This window comes from Knoellia koreensis, assembly GCF_013041615.1.
In the GTDB taxonomy this organism is placed as follows: Bacteria; Actinomycetota; Actinomycetes; order Actinomycetales; family Dermatophilaceae; genus Pedococcus; species Pedococcus koreensis.
This window is the reverse complement of record NZ_JABEPQ010000002.1, coordinates 452392-467405: the sequence shown is the minus strand read 5'-3', so window position 1 is coordinate 467405 and position 15014 is coordinate 452392. Positions and strand designations below refer to the sequence as shown.

Annotated in this window: 14 protein-coding genes, 1 pseudogene and 2 CRISPR repeat arrays; of the genes and pseudogenes, 10 read left to right on the top strand and 5 right to left on the bottom strand. The window is 68.6% G+C overall.

What is annotated here, in order from left to right:
- Positions 1-18 precede the first annotated feature (18 nt).
- The 9 genes and pseudogenes from casA to cas2e all read left to right on the top strand — a co-directional run.
- Complete coding sequence (gene casA, locus HJG52_RS10525) at positions 19-1179, top strand: type I-E CRISPR-associated protein Cse1/CasA (protein WP_171243545.1); 1161 nt, start codon at positions 19-21, stop codon at positions 1177-1179.
- Positions 1180-1298: 119 nt separating this feature from the next.
- Entirely contained in the window at positions 1299-1619 is a 321-nt protein-coding gene (locus HJG52_RS10520) for a hypothetical protein (RefSeq protein ID WP_171243544.1), read from the top strand.
- A complete protein-coding gene (gene casB, locus HJG52_RS10515; protein WP_171243543.1) occupies positions 1616-2227 on the top strand; it encodes a type I-E CRISPR-associated protein Cse2/CasB in 612 nt (203 codons plus the stop codon). Before HJG52_RS10520 ends, casB begins: the two co-directional genes overlap by 4 nt.
- The gene (gene cas7e / locus HJG52_RS10510) at positions 2224-3333 is read left to right on the top strand and encodes a type I-E CRISPR-associated protein Cas7/Cse4/CasC (RefSeq protein WP_171243542.1); all 1110 of its coding nucleotides are present in this window, start codon (positions 2224-2226) and stop codon (positions 3331-3333) included. The genes casB and cas7e overlap by 4 nt, the downstream gene beginning before the upstream one ends.
- Positions 3326-4108, top strand: coding sequence for a type I-E CRISPR-associated protein Cas5/CasD (gene cas5e / locus HJG52_RS10505; protein ID WP_171243541.1), 783 nt, complete (start codon positions 3326-3328; stop codon positions 4106-4108). Before cas7e ends, cas5e begins: the two co-directional genes overlap by 8 nt.
- Before the next feature lie 3 nt (positions 4109-4111).
- Entirely contained in the window at positions 4112-4858 is a 747-nt protein-coding gene (gene cas6e, locus HJG52_RS10500) for a type I-E CRISPR-associated protein Cas6/Cse3/CasE (protein ID WP_171243540.1), read from the top strand.
- Positions 4836-5231, top strand: a complete 396-nt coding sequence (locus HJG52_RS21270; protein ID WP_206070506.1) for a CRISPR-associated endonuclease Cas1 — start codon at positions 4836-4838, stop codon at positions 5229-5231. The genes cas6e and HJG52_RS21270 overlap by 23 nt, the downstream gene beginning before the upstream one ends.
- The gene (gene cas1 / locus HJG52_RS21265; RefSeq protein WP_206070505.1) at positions 5228-5830 is read left to right on the top strand and encodes a CRISPR-associated endonuclease Cas1; all 603 of its coding nucleotides are present in this window, start codon (positions 5228-5230) and stop codon (positions 5828-5830) included. The genes HJG52_RS21270 and cas1 overlap by 4 nt, the downstream gene beginning before the upstream one ends.
- 11 nt (positions 5831-5841) lie before the next feature.
- Positions 5842-6072, top strand: a pseudogene (cas2e, locus tag HJG52_RS21260) (type I-E CRISPR-associated endoribonuclease Cas2e); the annotation flags it as partial.
- A gap of 51 nt (positions 6073-6123) precedes the next feature.
- Positions 6124-7006: a CRISPR direct-repeat array (repeat unit 29 nt; unit sequence GTCGTCCCCGCGAGCGCGGGGATCATCCG).
- Positions 7007-7095: 89 nt separating this feature from the next.
- Positions 7096-7978: a CRISPR direct-repeat array (repeat unit 29 nt; unit sequence GTCGTCCCCGCGAGCGCGGGGATCATCCG).
- A gap of 244 nt (positions 7979-8222) precedes the next feature.
- On the opposite strand, the gene HJG52_RS10485 reads toward cas2e, so the two are convergent.
- Both HJG52_RS10485 and HJG52_RS10480 read right to left on the bottom strand, forming a co-directional pair.
- The gene (locus HJG52_RS10485) at positions 8223-8549 is read right to left on the bottom strand and encodes a transcriptional regulator (protein WP_171243539.1); all 327 of its coding nucleotides are present in this window, start codon (positions 8547-8549) and stop codon (positions 8223-8225) included.
- Positions 8546-9007, bottom strand: a complete 462-nt coding sequence (locus HJG52_RS10480; protein ID WP_171243538.1) for a hypothetical protein — start codon at positions 9005-9007, stop codon at positions 8546-8548. Before HJG52_RS10480 ends, HJG52_RS10485 begins: the two co-directional genes overlap by 4 nt.
- Before the next feature lie 140 nt (positions 9008-9147).
- On the opposite strand from HJG52_RS10480, the gene HJG52_RS10475 reads away from it, so the two are divergent.
- Positions 9148-10494 (top strand): MFS transporter, encoded by a 1347-nt coding sequence (locus tag HJG52_RS10475; RefSeq protein ID WP_171243537.1) that lies wholly within the window; start codon positions 9148-9150, stop codon positions 10492-10494.
- A gap of 28 nt (positions 10495-10522) precedes the next feature.
- Here HJG52_RS10475 and HJG52_RS10470 read toward each other — a convergent pair whose 3' ends face one another.
- The 3 genes from HJG52_RS10470 to HJG52_RS10460 form a co-directional block, all read right to left on the bottom strand.
- A complete protein-coding gene (locus tag HJG52_RS10470) occupies positions 10523-11161 on the bottom strand; it encodes a Maf family protein (RefSeq protein ID WP_430413342.1) in 639 nt (212 codons plus the stop codon).
- An 82-nt stretch (positions 11162-11243) separates the two neighbouring features.
- Complete coding sequence (locus HJG52_RS10465) at positions 11244-13139, bottom strand: Na+/H+ antiporter (protein ID WP_171243536.1); 1896 nt, start codon at positions 13137-13139, stop codon at positions 11244-11246.
- A gap of 78 nt (positions 13140-13217) precedes the next feature.
- Positions 13218-14939 carry a DUF885 domain-containing protein gene (locus HJG52_RS10460; RefSeq protein WP_346767679.1) on the bottom strand — a complete coding sequence of 574 codons (1722 nt, stop codon included), beginning with the start codon at positions 14937-14939 and terminating at the stop codon, positions 13218-13220.
- Between the last annotated feature and the right edge of the window lie 75 nt (positions 14940-15014).

Sequence of the window (15014 nt, the reverse complement as noted above, 5' to 3'; positions counted from 1 at the left end):
CCACGAAGAGGTGACTCGATGACCGGGGAGCCTGAATTCTCGTTGATCGAGAGGCCCTGGCTGAGGGTCGTGCGGGCTGGTCGGCCTGTCACGGTGTCGTTAAGGGTGCTGCTCGATGAGGCAGAGGCGATCGATGACCTCGACTGGGGCAATCCACTCGAGGCAAGTGCGATTCTCAGTTTGCTCGTCGCAGTGGTCAAGGACGCGCTTCGGGTCGAGGGCATGGCCGGTTTCACGCGGCTTTGGGCAGCTGGCCGGTTCCCGGATGGAGCCTTTGACCTGCATTGGGCCGAGCACTCGTCCCGCTTCGACCTGTTCCATCCGGATCATCCGTTCTTCCAGGTCGGCGGGCTCGAACCCGCGAGCGGCAACCCGAAGCCAGCGGCCTTGTTGGTGCCCGAGGTTGCGACAGGGAACAACGTCCCGATCTTCGCAGCGGCCACGGAGACCAGCGCCCCGGCACTCAGCCCGGCCGATGCTGCCCGACGGCTGGTCGCCTGTCACGCGTGGGACACGGCGGCGATCAAGAGCGGCGCCAAGAATGACCCCCAGGTCAAGTCCGGGAAAACAACCGGCAACCCAACCGGGGCCATGGGCCAGCTGGGTGTTGTCACCCTCATTGGCCGGAACCTCTTCGAGACCCTGATGCTCAATCTTCCTCTTGGTGAGGTCCACGAGGAAGATCGACCTGCGTGGCGTGCCGAACACGACGCGACGTGGGCGAGCCGGGAACCGTTGGGAACGCTCGACCTGTACACGTGGCAGTCGAGGCGTGTCCGGCTCTATCCGGTGACCGTCGACGGAGACCTCAGAATCCCTCAGGTTCTCGTAGCCGCCGGTGATCGACTGTCCTCGCGGCCGCAAGGGGTCGAGCAGCGCACGGGCTGGAATCGTCCGGACAAAGGCTCCTCCGCAGTGCGCCCCCGACGCCTGCGGCCTGGGCGCGCGGCCTGGCGCGGCCTGGCGGCCCTGCTCACGGGAGCGGACGTGGGGGGTGAGCGCTCTCCCGTCGCAGGTGTCATCGACCAGATGGAGCAACTGGTGAACAACGGCGTCCTACCGCTGGATCACCCGATCTCGGTCCACCTGGTCGGGGTTGAGTATGGCAACCAGTCGGCTGTCATCGAGGACGTCATCAGCGATCGGACGCCCCTCCCGGTGATCGCTTTGGATCGCTAGGCCGGGGGGCCGGCGCGTGAGTGGCTGCATCTGATGGCGCGCCAAGCCGACGACGTCGCCAAAGCCCTGAATGATCTCGGCGACGACTTGCGGCGGGCAGTGGGGGGAGAGAAGCTCCCGTGGGACCGGGGCAACGCATCGGCGAGCTGTTCCTGGGTGCCGTCGCGGCGCACGCCATGCGTGCGTTGGTAGGTCTTGCTGAGGATCCGACGAAAGTGTCGGATGCCCCTTTGGCATGGGAGCAGATTCTGCGGGCGCACGCGTGGAGCTTCGCCGATCCCCTGCTGAATAACGTTGCCCCTGCAGCGTTTCTCGGCCATGACCCTGACCGGCCCGTCCGTCAGCAGAACGCCGAGGCGTTCTTTCGCAGCAAACTCAACAAGGTACTGCCGGCATCTGCTCCGCAGCGCGAGATCCAGTTAGAGGAGGTCCGCTCATGACCGTCGACAGCGACAATGCAGTGTCGAGCACGGACGGAGGCGTCGCCCCCCCGTACTGGGAGCGCCGGCCCGAGAAGGGGGGTGGCGTCCCACCGGGTCAGGACCTTGCAGCACTGCGGCGAGGGGTGGGGGCAGAACCGGGCAGCATCCCCCTGATGTGGCCGATGTACACCACTTTCCGACCAGACGGGTCGGTGAGCCCCGAGCTTCGCGCCGAGCATCATGCCCTCGCCCTCTTCGGCGTGCACCAGCAGAGCCAGACCTCACCCATGCATCGACCCGGAGTCCGACTCGGGGAGGCATTGCGGGCCCTGCGGGAATCAGGGCGCTACAGCGAGTCGGCCCTCGATCGGCGGGTGGCTCAGTGCGCTACGGCCGACTCGCTGGACGAGTTCGCCCATCACCTGCGCTCTCTCGTCACGATGCTTAAGACGCTGCCACAGCCTCAAGGCCTGGACTACACCGCGCTGACGCGCGACTTCCTGTCGTGGCAACGCCCGCACGGGCGCTTGCGGGTGCGACGGCGTCTCGGCGCCGACTACTTCCGCAAGCCCGGATCAGCCAAGCCTTCAACACCAGACTCTTCGGAAAGGAACGGCCCGTTATGAGCAACACCTATGTCTGCGTGCACGTGCTCCAGGATGTGCCGCCGGCCAACCTGAACCGTGACGACAACGGAACGCCCAAGCAGGCGGTCTACGGTGGCGTAGACCGCCTGCGGGTCTCGTCTCAGGCATGGAAAAGGGCCACCCGGATGCACTTTCGCGAACGGATGGACCGTGACGCTCAGGGCATTCGCACGCGACGCCTCCACGGCATACTCACCAAGGCCCTCGAGGATCGAGGCAAAGACCACGAGGCAGCCAAAGCGCTGGCCAAGGAATCGCTCGGCACCCTCAAGATCACGCCTGACAGGAACAACGAGGCGCAGTCCTCGTACCTGCTCTTCGCCGGGCGCAGGCAGCTCGAGGAACTCGCCGATGCACTGGCCGCGGATGGCGCCGATGCCAAGTCCGTCGATGCCGCAGAGATCCTGGGGTCGACCCACCCACTCGACGTCGCGCTCTTCGGTCGCATGGTGGCCGACATGACGCAGCTCAACGTGGATGCAGCCGCCCAGGTCGCCCACGCGATCTCAACCCATGCCGCCCCGACGCAGTTCGACTACTTCACGGCGGTCGACGACCAGCAGGAGAAGGACGAAGCCGGCGCTGGCATGATCGGAACGGTCGAGTTCAACTCAGGGACGCTCTACCGATATGCCGTCGTCGGTGTCGAGCAGCTCGTGGAGAACATGGGCGATCGTGAAGAAGCCATTGCAGGCATCGGTCAGTTCATCGAGTCCTTCGTGCAGTCCATGCCGACCGGCAAGCAGAACACGTTCGCGGCGCACACGCGTCCGGCGTTGGTCTTGGTGGAGGTGCGCGACGACCAACCGGTCAGTCTGGTCAGCGCCTTCGAATCGCCGGTCCGACCGCGGTTCGAAGACGGGCACAGCACGGGTTACATGGGCGCGTCCCTGGAGCGGCTCGCGCGCCATCACCGTTCTGAGGCTGAGCGATGGGGTGACGAGCCACGACTGCTCGTGGCTTCGTATGCCGCGTCGGGCAATGGTGACAGCGCCCTCACGGAAGCATTCGGTGAAAGCACGTCTCTGCCGGACCTCGTCACTCGCGTGACGGAGAGCGTGAGCGCTGGCGGCCGCGATGGCTGAGACCTCCTTGGTGCTCAGACTCGCGGGGCCTTTGCAGTCGTGGGGTGCCCGCAGCCAGTTCAACCGTCGAGAGACGCAGGACCGGCCGACCAAGTCCGGGGTGATCGGGCTGCTCGCGGCGGCGCAAGGGAGGCGACGAGCTGACTCGATCGAGGACCTTGTCGGCTTGCGGCTCGCGGTTCGCGTGGACCAGCCAGGCTCGCTCCTACGCGACTACCACACCGTCAGTGATATTCGAGGCGTCCCGCTGCTGAGCGCAAGCACCAACGCGAAAGGCCGGCAGACATCGACATCCCCTAAGAAGTTCACCCACGTCACGAGCCGGTACTACGTCCAGGACGCGGTCTTTGTGGCCGTCGTCGAGGGCCCGCGCCAACTCCTCGAGGATCTGGCGTTGGCGGTGCTCCGCCCGGCCTACCCCCTGGCGCTTGGTCGTCGCTCGTGTCCGCCAGCTCGGCCGCTCCTCGTGACCCGGAATGACAACCCCGATGGGGAGTCGATCTGGCCCGGAGCAGCGGCCGAGGTGGTTCTCGCCGTGCCCTGGCAGGCATCCGAGTCATGGCAAAATCGCCAGAACGGGGTCGCGTCGATGGCCTACACCGTCGACGACCCCGAGGGAATGGACGTCGTGAGTGACGTTCCGGTCTCCTTCGACCCGCAGCGACGGCAGATGGTCTCTCGTCGGGTGCAGCACGGCTGGGTGACGTTGACCGACGGCAGGGACGGGTCAGCCGATGCTCGGGACCATGACCCATTCGCGCTGCTGGGTTGGTGAGCAATGCCCTATCTCTCGAAGATCCAGCTGAATCCGCTCCGACAGGGCACGCAGCGTCTCCTGGCCAACCCGCAACGCACTCATGCGGCCGTGCTCGGAGGCATGCCGCCGGGGTCATCCGGGCGCGTCCTCTGGCGAGACGAGGTGACCAAGGGGGAGGTGGCTGGGCCGGCTCGACCCGAGTTGCTGGTGCTGACACCGCAGATGCCTGACTGGTCCCACCTCGTCGAGCAAGCAGGTTGGGCGACACCCGAGGGGGCGCCCCTCGTCCGCAGTCTCGACCCATTGCTCGACCTGGTGGTCGATGGTCGCGAGTTCGGCTTCCGGGTCCGAGCCAACCCCACGACCTCCGTCGCGAAGCCTCAGAGCCCGACCGCTGCGCAACGCAAGGCGCTGGACGACGGGCTGCGGCGACGCGGCATACGAGTGGCGCATCGAACGGCTGGGCACCAACTTGAATGGTTCCTGGCACGCACACGGGAAGACGACACCGCATGGGGCTTTGCCGTCCTAGGTGATGAAGACCATCCCCACGTGAGTCTCGTTGCGCGAGAACATATTTCGTTTTCCAAGGGGCGAGAAACCAGGCACAAAGTCACGCTGGATCGGGCGACTTTTGAAGGACGGCTTATCGTGACGGATGCGGATCGTTTGCGCGAGGTCCTGGTCGGGGGGCTGGGGCGCGGGAAGGCCTACGGGTGCGGGTTGTTGACGTTGGCGCCGGTGAATGGCCATGTGGTGGATCGCTGAACCGCTCGACCTGCACCGGGTCAGCGATCGCATCTCGACTCTCTACGTGGAGAAGAGCCATGTCGACCGCGCCGAGAACGCTGTCGTGATCATCAACAAGGAGCGCACGGTGCGCGTCCCGGCCGGCTATGTCGCGGCGCTCATGCTTGGTCCGGGATCGCGCGTCACGCACGGTGCAATGCGGCTGTTGGCCGACTCAGGCACGGCTGTCAGCTGGGTGGGCGAGCACGGGGTGCGGATGTATGCCGCGGGGCTTGGTCCCTCACGTGGGGCCGACCTCGTGATCCGCCAGGCTCACCTTGCGTCTCATGTGACTGAACGCCTTGCCGTAGCGCGGCGGATGTATGCGATGCGGTTTCCGGTGAGGACGTGAGTTCGGCAACCATGCAGCAGCTGCGAGGCAAGGAAGGGGGCCGCGTCAAGCGAATCTACCGCGCAGAGAGCAAAAGGTCTGGTGTTCCGTGGGCCAAGCGAAGCTACCGGCCGGGCGAAGCATTTGAGGCGGGAGATGACATCAACCGGGCCCTTTCGGCGGCACACGCCTGCCTGTATGCCGCCTGCCACGCCGCCGTAGTTGGCGTGGGAGCCAGTCCAGCACTGGGGTTCGTGCACACGGGCGGAGCGTTGTCGTTCGTTCTCGACATCGCCGATCTGTACAAGGCCGACTACTCCATTCCGATTGCGTTCGATCTGGTTGCTCAAGAGATGGTCGAGGAAGATGATGTGCGCCTGGCGACGCGAGATCATTTTCGGGAGACGCGCTTCATGAAGCGCGTAGTCGACGACATCTTCGATCTCATAATGGGCGACTCGTCGGAGCCGCAAGACCAGCTGGATCGCAACCTGCTCTGGGAGGACGTCGGAGGGACGGTTGCAGGTGGTATGAACTGGAGCGGCTTCGAGGAGTTGAACGTCCATGGGTACGCAACGGTCACGGGTCCAGATATCCCCGAGTATCCGGTCGACTGGTGACTGTCATCGTGATGGTCGCAGCCCCGCCAGGGCTGCGAGGCCACCTGACCCGGTGGATGATCGAGGTCCAGGCCGGTGTCTTCGTCGGCGAACTCAGCCGTCGAATGCGCGACCGTCTCTGGCTGCTGCTGTCGGAGCGGATCAGGGATGGGCAAGTGGTCATGATCGAACCCGCGGTAACGGAGCAAGGCTGGGCAATTCGCACAGCCGGTCGTGAAGGGTGGTCACCGGTCGACTTCGATGGACTGATGCTGGTGGCGCGTCAACGTCGGGAAACTGCCTGGTCAGCAAGTGTGATCCCCGCGAGCGCGGGGATCATCCAGGACGTGGTGCTGATCGAGCACGTCTGCTTCCGTCGTCCCCGCAAGCGCGGGGATCATCCGCGCTGGCCTCTCGGCACCACCACCGAGGCGTAGTCGTCCCCGCGAGCGCGGGGATCATCCGACCCTCGACGCGATCCTCGCCGAAGTGCAGAAGTCGTCCCCGCGAGCGCGGGGATCATCCGCCGCCGCCGCCCTGTGGGCGCTCGTCGAAGAGGTCGTCCCCGCGAGCGCGGGGATCATCCGCCTCCCGGCCAGGAGGTGCCGGTGACCGTGCAGTCGTCCCCGCGAGCGCGGGGATCATCCGTCGGCCTCGACGGGCGGTTGAACAGGGGTGCCGTCGTCCCCGCGAGCGCGGGGATCATCCGTGCGTCGGGTTGTAGCCCTTGCTCTGGAGGAAGTCGTCCCCGCGAGCGCGGGGATCATCCGGAGTACGGCCTCACCCACCCGCGCATCGAGTGGTCGTCCCCGCGAGCGCGGGGATCATCCGGAGTACGGCCTCACCCACCCGCGCATCGAGTGGTCGTCCCCGCGAGCGCGGGGATCATCCGTCGCTGCTCGAAGCGTGGGCTGCCCTGTACCCGTCGTCCCCGCGAGCGCGGGGATCATCCGGGCGCCTGACCGATGGCCGATGTGCCCCCGATGTCGTCCCCGCGAGCGCGGGGATCATCCGCCCGGCACCTACACCTGCCCCGACGGGCAGGCGTCGTCCCCGCGAGCGCGGGGATCATCCGGCGTTGCACGAAGCCGCGGAGCACGAGATCGAGTCGTCCCCGCGAGCGCGGGTATCATCCGATGGCGGCCTTCTGCTGGCCGTGGTTGGTGAGGTCGTCCCCGCGAGCGCGGGGATCATCCCACGTACTGGCTCGACGACATCGCCTACGACGAGTCGTCCCCGCGAGCGCGGGCATCCGAACTTGCCCGGTCCGACGTCGGCCTTGGACGTGTCGTCCCCGCGAGCGCGGGGATCATCCGCACCAGCGCACCAGGGCCGGGCGCGGCGTCATGTCGTCCCCGCGAGCGCGGGGATCATCCGCTCGGCGCGGACAGCCAGTTCTCGGCCACCGAGTCGTCCCCGCGAGCGCGGGGATCATCCCCGCTTGTCGTCCGCGTCGCGGGTGAGGGTGAGGTCGTCCCCGCGAGCGTGGGGATCATCCGCGCAAGCCGGTCCAGTTCATCCAGGACGAGCGGTCGTCCCCGCGAGCGCGGGGATCATCCCTTCTCTGCGCGGCGTCGCGACTGCCAGTCCACGTCGTCCCCGCGAGCGCGGGGATCATCCCTCGTCGTCCGTGGCGCCGACCCCGTCGGGGCGGTCGTCCCCGCGAGCGCGGGGATCATCCCCATGCGAGGTCGGTGACCAGCGCTCGCGCACGGTCGTCCCCGCGAGCGCGGGGATCATCCGCTCGGGGAGCTCGTGTCGTGGGTGAAGGGTTTGTCGTCCCCGCGAGCGCGGGGATCATCCGAAGGTCACCTCACCGTCGGCACGGTCCGGGTGTCGTCCCCGCGAGCGCGGGGATCATCCGAGCACGAACTGGCTGGCGAGGACGGACAGGCCGTCGTCCCCGCGAGCGCGGGGATCATCCGTTGCTGACGGCGACGGCGCCGACGATGAGCATGTCGTCCCCGCGAGCGCGGGGATCATCCGCGTGACGGCTGGTCGCAGATCCCGCTGCGGTTGTCGTCCCCGCGAGCGCGGGGATGATCCCGTGCCACGCTCGGACTGGCGGGGGCCGAACGTGTCGTCCCCGCGAGCGCGGGGATCATCCCCCGACCGGCACCGCGCCCGAGCCGGGCACCGGGTTGTCCCCGCGAGCGCGGGGATCATCCGGTGGAGTCCGAGTCCCAGGAGCAGCGAGCTTTGCCTGACGTCACTGTGCATGTTGTGGGCCCCGCCGAGTTGGTTACGCCCGCGGGCGTGACCGCCACTTCTCCGCCAAGCGCCGCGGCATACCCCCCGTCTGAGAGTCGCCGGTTTGAGGTAATCGGCGACCAGCATCGGGTCTGACTTCTGAAGGGACTTCCGAAGACAGACCATCATGCGGTAGCCAATTACCTCGAACGGGCGAAGTGCGTCAGGCGCCGGCGATGGCGCGCAGGGCGGCGAGGTGCTTGTCGTATGCCGCGCGGCCGGCTCGCGTGAGCTTGAGCCAGGTGCGTGGGCGCTTGCCGACGTAGCCCTTGCGGACCTTGACGTAGCCGGCCGCCTCGAGCGTCGAGACCTGTTTGGAGAGAACGGAGTCCGACACCTCGACGGCATCGCGAACCGCTGCGAACTCGGCCTCGTCGGCGCTGGCGAGGGCTGCCACGATGCTGAACCGCACGGGTGCGTGGATGACCTCGTCCAGCTGGTGCCGCGCGTGCCCGCTGGTGCTGCCCGCGGGCTGCGTGGGTGCGGTCACCGGGTGCCGCCGCGCAGGATGCGCACCCCGGCGACCAGCATCGGCAGGGCGATGACGACTCCGGCGAGGAGCAGGACGCCCCACGACTCCGGCTGGCCCTCGACGCCGCCGAGCCGTCCGGTGCCACGGATGTTGAGCCACATGATGGTTGCCATCATGAGCACGAACGACCCGGCGAGCCCGACGTAGCCGACCAGTCGCGAGGAGCGCGGCACGCTGCGGGCCGCCCGGGTCTGCCAGGTGACGAGGCCGAGCAGGGCGATGGCGTAGACGGCAAGTAGCGGTGTCTCGGCGCTGGTGCCGTCCACGACTCGCTGCACCGCGACATAGGCGCCCATCGCCACGCCGAACCCGGCTGTCGCCAGCCCGTGCACGCGGCGGTCGTGGGTGGTGGTGACCTCTGTCGCCTGCGCTGCGGCGAGCTGGGCCTTGGCCTGCTGTGAAGTCATGTGGTCCATGGCGAGGACTCTACGAAAGTACTTTCCATCATGTCAAGTACTTCCCGTAACGGGAGGCGCGACGGACCGCCCCACAACGGGCGATCAGGCAGGTGCTGTGCAAGGCTGCCCGGGGCCGACGACGACACGAGGAGCACCCGATGGCCACGACGACGGCAGGCGACCACGCGGCATACGACAGTCACGACGCGACGTTGGCCCGCGCCACCAGACGAGTCGCGCGCAGGCTCACGCCCTTCCTCGCGCTGCTCTACCTCGTCAACTACCTCGACCGCACCAACATCGGCTTCGCCGGCCCGAACGGCATGAACGACGAGCTCGGCCTCACCGCGAAGGCGTTCGGGTTCGCGGCTGGGGTGTTCTTCATCGGCTACCTGCTGCTGGAGGTGCCGAGCAACATGGCACTGCACCGGTTCGGGGCGCGCCGGTGGATCGCCCGCATCCTCGTGACATGGGGAATCGTTGCTGCCGCAATGGCTTTCGTGCCGAACGCCGGTTGGCTGGTGGCACTGCGCTTCCTGCTGGGCGTGGCCGAGGCTGGCTTCTTCCCAGGCATCATCCTCTACCTGACCTTCTGGTTCCCGCAGCGCGACCGGGCCCGCATGACGGCGCTCTTCATGGCTGCGATCCCGTTGTCGTCGGCCATCGGCGCGCCGCTGTCGTCGCTGTTGATCGACTACGGCCACGGGCTGTTCGGCATGAGCGGGTGGCGCACGATGTTCCTCTTCGAGGGCATCCCCGCCATCCTGCTCGGTGTCGTCACGTGGTTCTTCCTCACCGACCGGCCGCAGGATGCTGCGTGGCTGCCCGACGACGAACGCGACGCCCTGGTGCGCGCGCTCGACGAGGACGATGCCGAGAAGGCGCGCTACCACGTGTCGATCCGTCAGTCCCTGACGCGGCCGCGGGTGTGGGCGCTCGCCTTCGTCTACTTCGGGATCGTCTACGGCCTCTACGCCCTCGGCTTCTTCCTCCCGACCATCATCAAGGGCTTCGAGAAGCAGTTCGGGACGAGCTACACGCTCCTCGAGCGCGGGCTCATCAATGCCATCCCGTATGCCGTGGGCGCAGTCGCGATGCTCCTGTGGGCTCGCCATGGCGACCGCACCGGTGAGCGCACGTGGCACGTCGCGCTGCCCGCCATCATCGGTGGGGCCGCCATCCCCGTGGCGCTCTACCTCGGCAGCCCGGTGACAGCAATGGTCGCCGTGACCGTCTGCGCGGTGGGCGTCATGTGTGCACTGCCGACGTTCTGGGCGCTGCCGACCGCGTTCCTCACGGGGGCCGCCGCGGCGAGCGGCATCGCCCTGGTCAACTCCGTCGGCAACACCGCCGGTTTCGCCGCGCCCTACATCACCGGCTGGCTCGCCGACCTCACCGGCAGCCAGAAGACGGGCCTGTGGGTCGTCGGTGCGGCGATGGTCGCGGCGGGTGTGCTCGCAGTGGCGCTGCGCTCACCGAGTCGTGTGGGTGACGCTGCTCCATAGCGCACGCACGCCCACACGGAGTGTGGCGTCAGGTGGGTATGCCGGGTGCGCGCAGGTCGTGCCAGCCGAGCCCCAGCTCGGCGACCAGGCCGCGCAGCAGCGGCAGGGACAGGCCCACGACGTTGCTCGGGTCGCCGTCGATGCCGTCGACGAACGGCCCACCGAGACCGTCGAGGGTGAACGCGCCGGCGACCCGCATCGGCTCACCGGTCGCGATGTACGCCTCGAGGTCGGCATCGGTCGGGTTGCCGAACCGCACGAGCGTCGACGCGGTCGCGCCGAGGGTCGCGCCCGACCCCTCCTCGCGGGCGTCGACGAGCCAGTGTCCCGTGTGCAGCACGCCCGTCGAGCCGCGCATCCGCTGCCACCGCTCGAGCGCCTGCTCGGCACCCGCTGGCTTGCCGTGCACCTCGCCGTCCAGCTCGAGCACCGAGTCGCAGCCGAGCACCAGGGCGTTGCCCACCTGTCCGGCGACGTCCTCCGCCTTGGCCCGGGCGAGCAGCAGCGCCACGTCGGCGGGTTCGAGCTCGCCGTACTGGTCGCGCGCCGAAGCCTCGACCGCGGCCTCGTCGACAGAGCTCACCACGACGCTGGGATCCACCCCGGCGGCGTGGAGCAGCTTCTTGCGGGCGGGAGAGGCGGAGGCGAGGACGAGTGGCACGGTCACGCGGGCCAGCCTGCCACGAGCGTCCGGTGACGGGGCAGCGGGAGGCGCGTCCGCGGCATACCTGCCCGCCGGGGGCGCAGGCTCAGCCGAGCTGCTCGTCGACGAAGCACCACCGCCAGGCCTCGCCCGGCTCGAAGCTGCGCATCACCGGGTGACCGGTCTCGCGGAAGTGCGCGCTCGCGTGCCTGTTCGGCGAGGAGTCGCAGCAGCCGACGTGGCCGCACTGCATGCACAACCGCAGGTGCACCCACGTGTCGCCCATCGCGAGGCACTCCTCACAGCCCTGTGGGGTCCGCGGGGGTGCCAGCTTCTCGTGCGAGGCGGCGAGATGCTCGCACTCGTCGGTGTGCTGGTCGGGCGGCAACAGCGGGCGGTCGGCGACCTCCGCATCGCGCTCGTCGATGCGGTCGAGCATCGACTCCTCGATGTCGAGCTGGCCGAGGACGCGCGAGAGCACCTCCTGGTCGACCGTGCCCGAGTCGCGGATCCGCAACAGCTCGCCGCGCTCGGCGTCGAGCATGACCAGGCGCAAGCGACGGTATGCCGCGCTGGGAGTCTCCGCTGCGTCGTCGCGTCCCTGCCCCAGCCGTTCCCAGACGATGTTGGTGCGGTTGTCGGCACGGTCGCGAAGCAGCGCGACGGTGTCGGGGTCCTTGTCGGGCTCGGCATCGAGGGCCTTGAGGCCGGCGCCCACCGAGGCCTGGAGGATGGTCGCCTCCTGGAGGGAGTCCTCGCGCGGGTCCGGACCGCGGACGTCAAGGGCGCGGGCGACTGCAGGCAGCGAAAGTCCTTGCAGCAGAAGGGTTCCCACGGTCACGGTCATGGCCGCTAGGACGAGGGTGGCGCGCTGCGGTGTCTCCGCGGGGAGGGTGAAGGCCGCTGCCAGGGTGACCACGCCGCGCATGCCCGCCCACGAGATGATCGCGGCCGCGGCCGGTCGGAAGCGACCCTCGTCCGCGAGGAACCGGTGCTGGAGCCACTTGAACGGGAAGACGTACACCGGGCGCAGCAGGATGACCGTGACGAGGACGACGAGGCAGACCGTGATGAGGCGGGCCCATCCGGGGCCGCTGTCGCTGGCGTCCTCGACGAGGCGGCGCATCTGCAGGCCCAGCATGAGGAACACGACGTTCTCGAGGATGAACTGGATCGTGGCCCAGTTGATCCGCTCGCCGAGGCGTGACGACGCCGTCTGCACGACGGGTGCCTTGTGCCCGATGAGCAGGCCCGCGACGACGACGGCCAGGACACCCGAGCCGTGCCAGTGCTCGGCGGGCAGGTAGGCGAGATAGGGGACGATGAACGATAGCGAGGTGTCGAGGACGGCGTCGGTGATCCGCTTGCGCAGGGCAATGATCACCATCGCGACGACGAGGCCGACCCCCACACCGACGACGACGGCGCGGACGAAGTCGAGGCCCACCGAGCCGAACGTCACCGCCTCGGCGTGCCCGCCCGCGGTGGCCCCCACGAGGGGGATGGCGGCGATCGCCGTGCGCAGCGACACCAGCGCCGTGGCGTCGTTGACCAGCGACTCGCCCTCGAGGATCGTGACGATCCGCCGCGGCAGGCCGATCCGGCGGCCGATGGATGTTGCCGCGACCGCGTCCGGCGGCGCGACGATCGCGCCGAGCGCGAAGGCGACCGAGAACGGCACGTCGAGCAGCTTCCACACCACGAGGCCGACGCCGAGCGCGGTGAACAGCACCAACCCAACCGACAGGGCGAGGATCACGCTCCAGTTGGCGCGGAAGTCCACGAGCGAGGTCCGGATCGCCGCGGCATACAACAGCGGCGGCAACAACCCGAGGAGCACGACCTCGGAGCTCAGCTCGGGCTCGGTGACGAACGGGACGTAGCTGACGAGCACACCCACGACGAGCAGCGCGAGGGGAGCGGCGATGCGCGCCCGCTGGGCGAGCCCGGCCACCAGGATGACCGTGGCGACGATGGCGACGATCGCGCCGGCAGTTTCCACGGACGCATCCTCGCAAAGCAGCGGCGCCGGGGCGAGGTCAGCCCTCGCCCCGGCGCCGGTTGCGCCCCAGGTGACGGGTCAGGCGTCGGCGAGCTCGCCGAGGACGGCGGCCCGCAGGGTGTCGAGCCCGACCCCACCGATGTCGAGCGCGCGACGGTGGAAGTCCTTGAGGGAGAACGCATCTCCCTGCTGCTCGCGCACCTGGTCGCGCAGCTGCATCCAGAGCCGCTCGCCGATCTTGTAGGACGGCGCCTGACCCGGCCAGCCGAGGTAGCGGTCGAGCTCGAACCGCAGCCACTCCTCGCCCTGGTTGGCGTGGGCGTTGAGGTAGGTCCACGCCTTGTCGTAGGTCCACTCCCCGCCGCCGACCTCCTCGGGCGCCTCGAAACCGCAGTGCACGCCGATGTCGATCACGACGCGGGCGGCGCGCAGTGACTGGCTGTCGAGCAGGCCCATCCGGTTGCCCGGGTCGTCCATGTAGCCGAGCTCCTCCATGAGCCGCTCCGCGTAGAGGGCCCAGCCCTCACCGTGACCCGAGGTCCACGCCGCCATCCGCCGCCACTTGTTGAGCAGCTCGGACCGGAACACGGTCTGCGCGACCTGGAGGTGATGCCCGGGGACGCCCTCGTGGTAGACGGTCGTGAGCTCCTTCCACGTGCCGAACTCGGTGACGCCCTTGGGCACCGACCACCACATGCGGCCCGGTCGCGAGAAGTCCTCGGAGGGGCCGGTGTAGTAGATGCCACCGGTCTGGGTCGGCGCGATGAGGCACTCGATGGTGCGCACCGGGGCGGGGATGTCGAAGTCGTCCTTGCCGAGGTTGGTGATCACCTCGTCGGCCCGTTCCTGCATCCACGCCTTGAGCTCGTCGGTGCCGTGCAGCTGGTATGCCGGGTCGTCGTTGAGGGCGGCGATGGCCTCTTTGACGGTCGCGCCCGGCTTGATTTGCTCGGCGACCTGCTCCATCTCCGCGGTGATGCGGTCGACCTCCTGCATGCCCCACCGGTAGGTCTCCTCGAGGTCGACCTCGGCGCCGAGGAAGTCGCGCGACCACAGCTGGTAGCGCTCGCGCCCGCACGCGTCCGCCTCCGGGGCCCGGTCGAGGAGGTTCTCGCGCAGCCAGGCGCCCAACGCGGCATACGCCTCGGATGCCTGGCCGGCCGCCTCGGCGAGCGCGGCGCGCGACGCCTCCGACAGCTCACCCGGGTCATTGCCGTCGGACAGGCGCGCGTCCTCGACGAGGGTGGCGAAGTAGCCGTCGTCGGCGGTGAGGTCCTCGCACTGCTTGATGCAGGCCTCGACCTGGCGGCGTGGGGCGACGTCACCGCGCTCGGCGGCGGCGAGCAGGCTCTCCTTCCACTGCTCCAGCGCGGTCGGGACCTTGGCGAGGCGGCGGGCGATGACGCCCCAGTCCTCGTCGGTGGCCGTGGCCATGAGGTCGAAGGTGCCGCGGATCTCCTGCAGCGGTGAGGCGATGACGTTGAGGCTCATCTCGTCGAGCCCGGCGGCGTGCACCTCCTCGGCGAGGCCGAGCCGCTCGCGCATGGCTGCAATCGTCACGCGGTCGATGTCGTCGGTCGGGGTGGCGCGGTCGAGCTGCTCGAGGGTGTCACGGCGCAGCTGGGACTGGGCGTCGTGGCCTGCGGGGGAGAAGTCGTCGAGGTCCTCCTCGTGGCCCGGGATGCCGAGGTAGGTGGCCGTGATCGGGCTGAGCTCGACCAGCTTGGCGAAGAAGTCGTCGGCGATGCGGTCGACGTCGGTGGCAGGGCGAGGGGCGGTGGCGTTGGAGTCGGTCGTCACGACAGCGAACGTATCCCAGCGGGCCGACCGGGGTCGTCCCGATATCCGGTGTCGACCCGTGGGTGGGGCGCCTAG

Bases quoted from the DNA above. Each gene is read 5' to 3' on its own strand.
- casA (WP_171243545.1), top strand. From the start codon at position 19: ATGACCGGGGAGCCTGAATTCTCGTTGATCGAGAGGCCCTGGCTGAGG.
- casB (WP_171243543.1), top strand. From the start codon at position 1,616: ATGACCGTCGACAGCGACAATGCAGTGTCGAGCACGGACGGAGGCGTC.
- cas7e (WP_171243542.1), top strand. From the start codon at position 2,224: ATGAGCAACACCTATGTCTGCGTGCACGTGCTCCAGGATGTGCCGCCG.
- cas5e (WP_171243541.1), top strand. From the start codon at position 3,326: ATGGCTGAGACCTCCTTGGTGCTCAGACTCGCGGGGCCTTTGCAGTCG.
- cas6e (WP_171243540.1), top strand. From the start codon at position 4,112: ATGCCCTATCTCTCGAAGATCCAGCTGAATCCGCTCCGACAGGGCACG.
- HJG52_RS21270 (WP_206070506.1), top strand. From the start codon at position 4,836: ATGGCCATGTGGTGGATCGCTGAACCGCTCGACCTGCACCGGGTCAGC.
- HJG52_RS10480 (WP_171243538.1), bottom strand. From the start codon at position 9,007: ATGGACCACATGACTTCACAGCAGGCCAAGGCCCAGCTCGCCGCAGCG.
- HJG52_RS10475 (WP_171243537.1), top strand. From the start codon at position 9,148: ATGGCCACGACGACGGCAGGCGACCACGCGGCATACGACAGTCACGAC.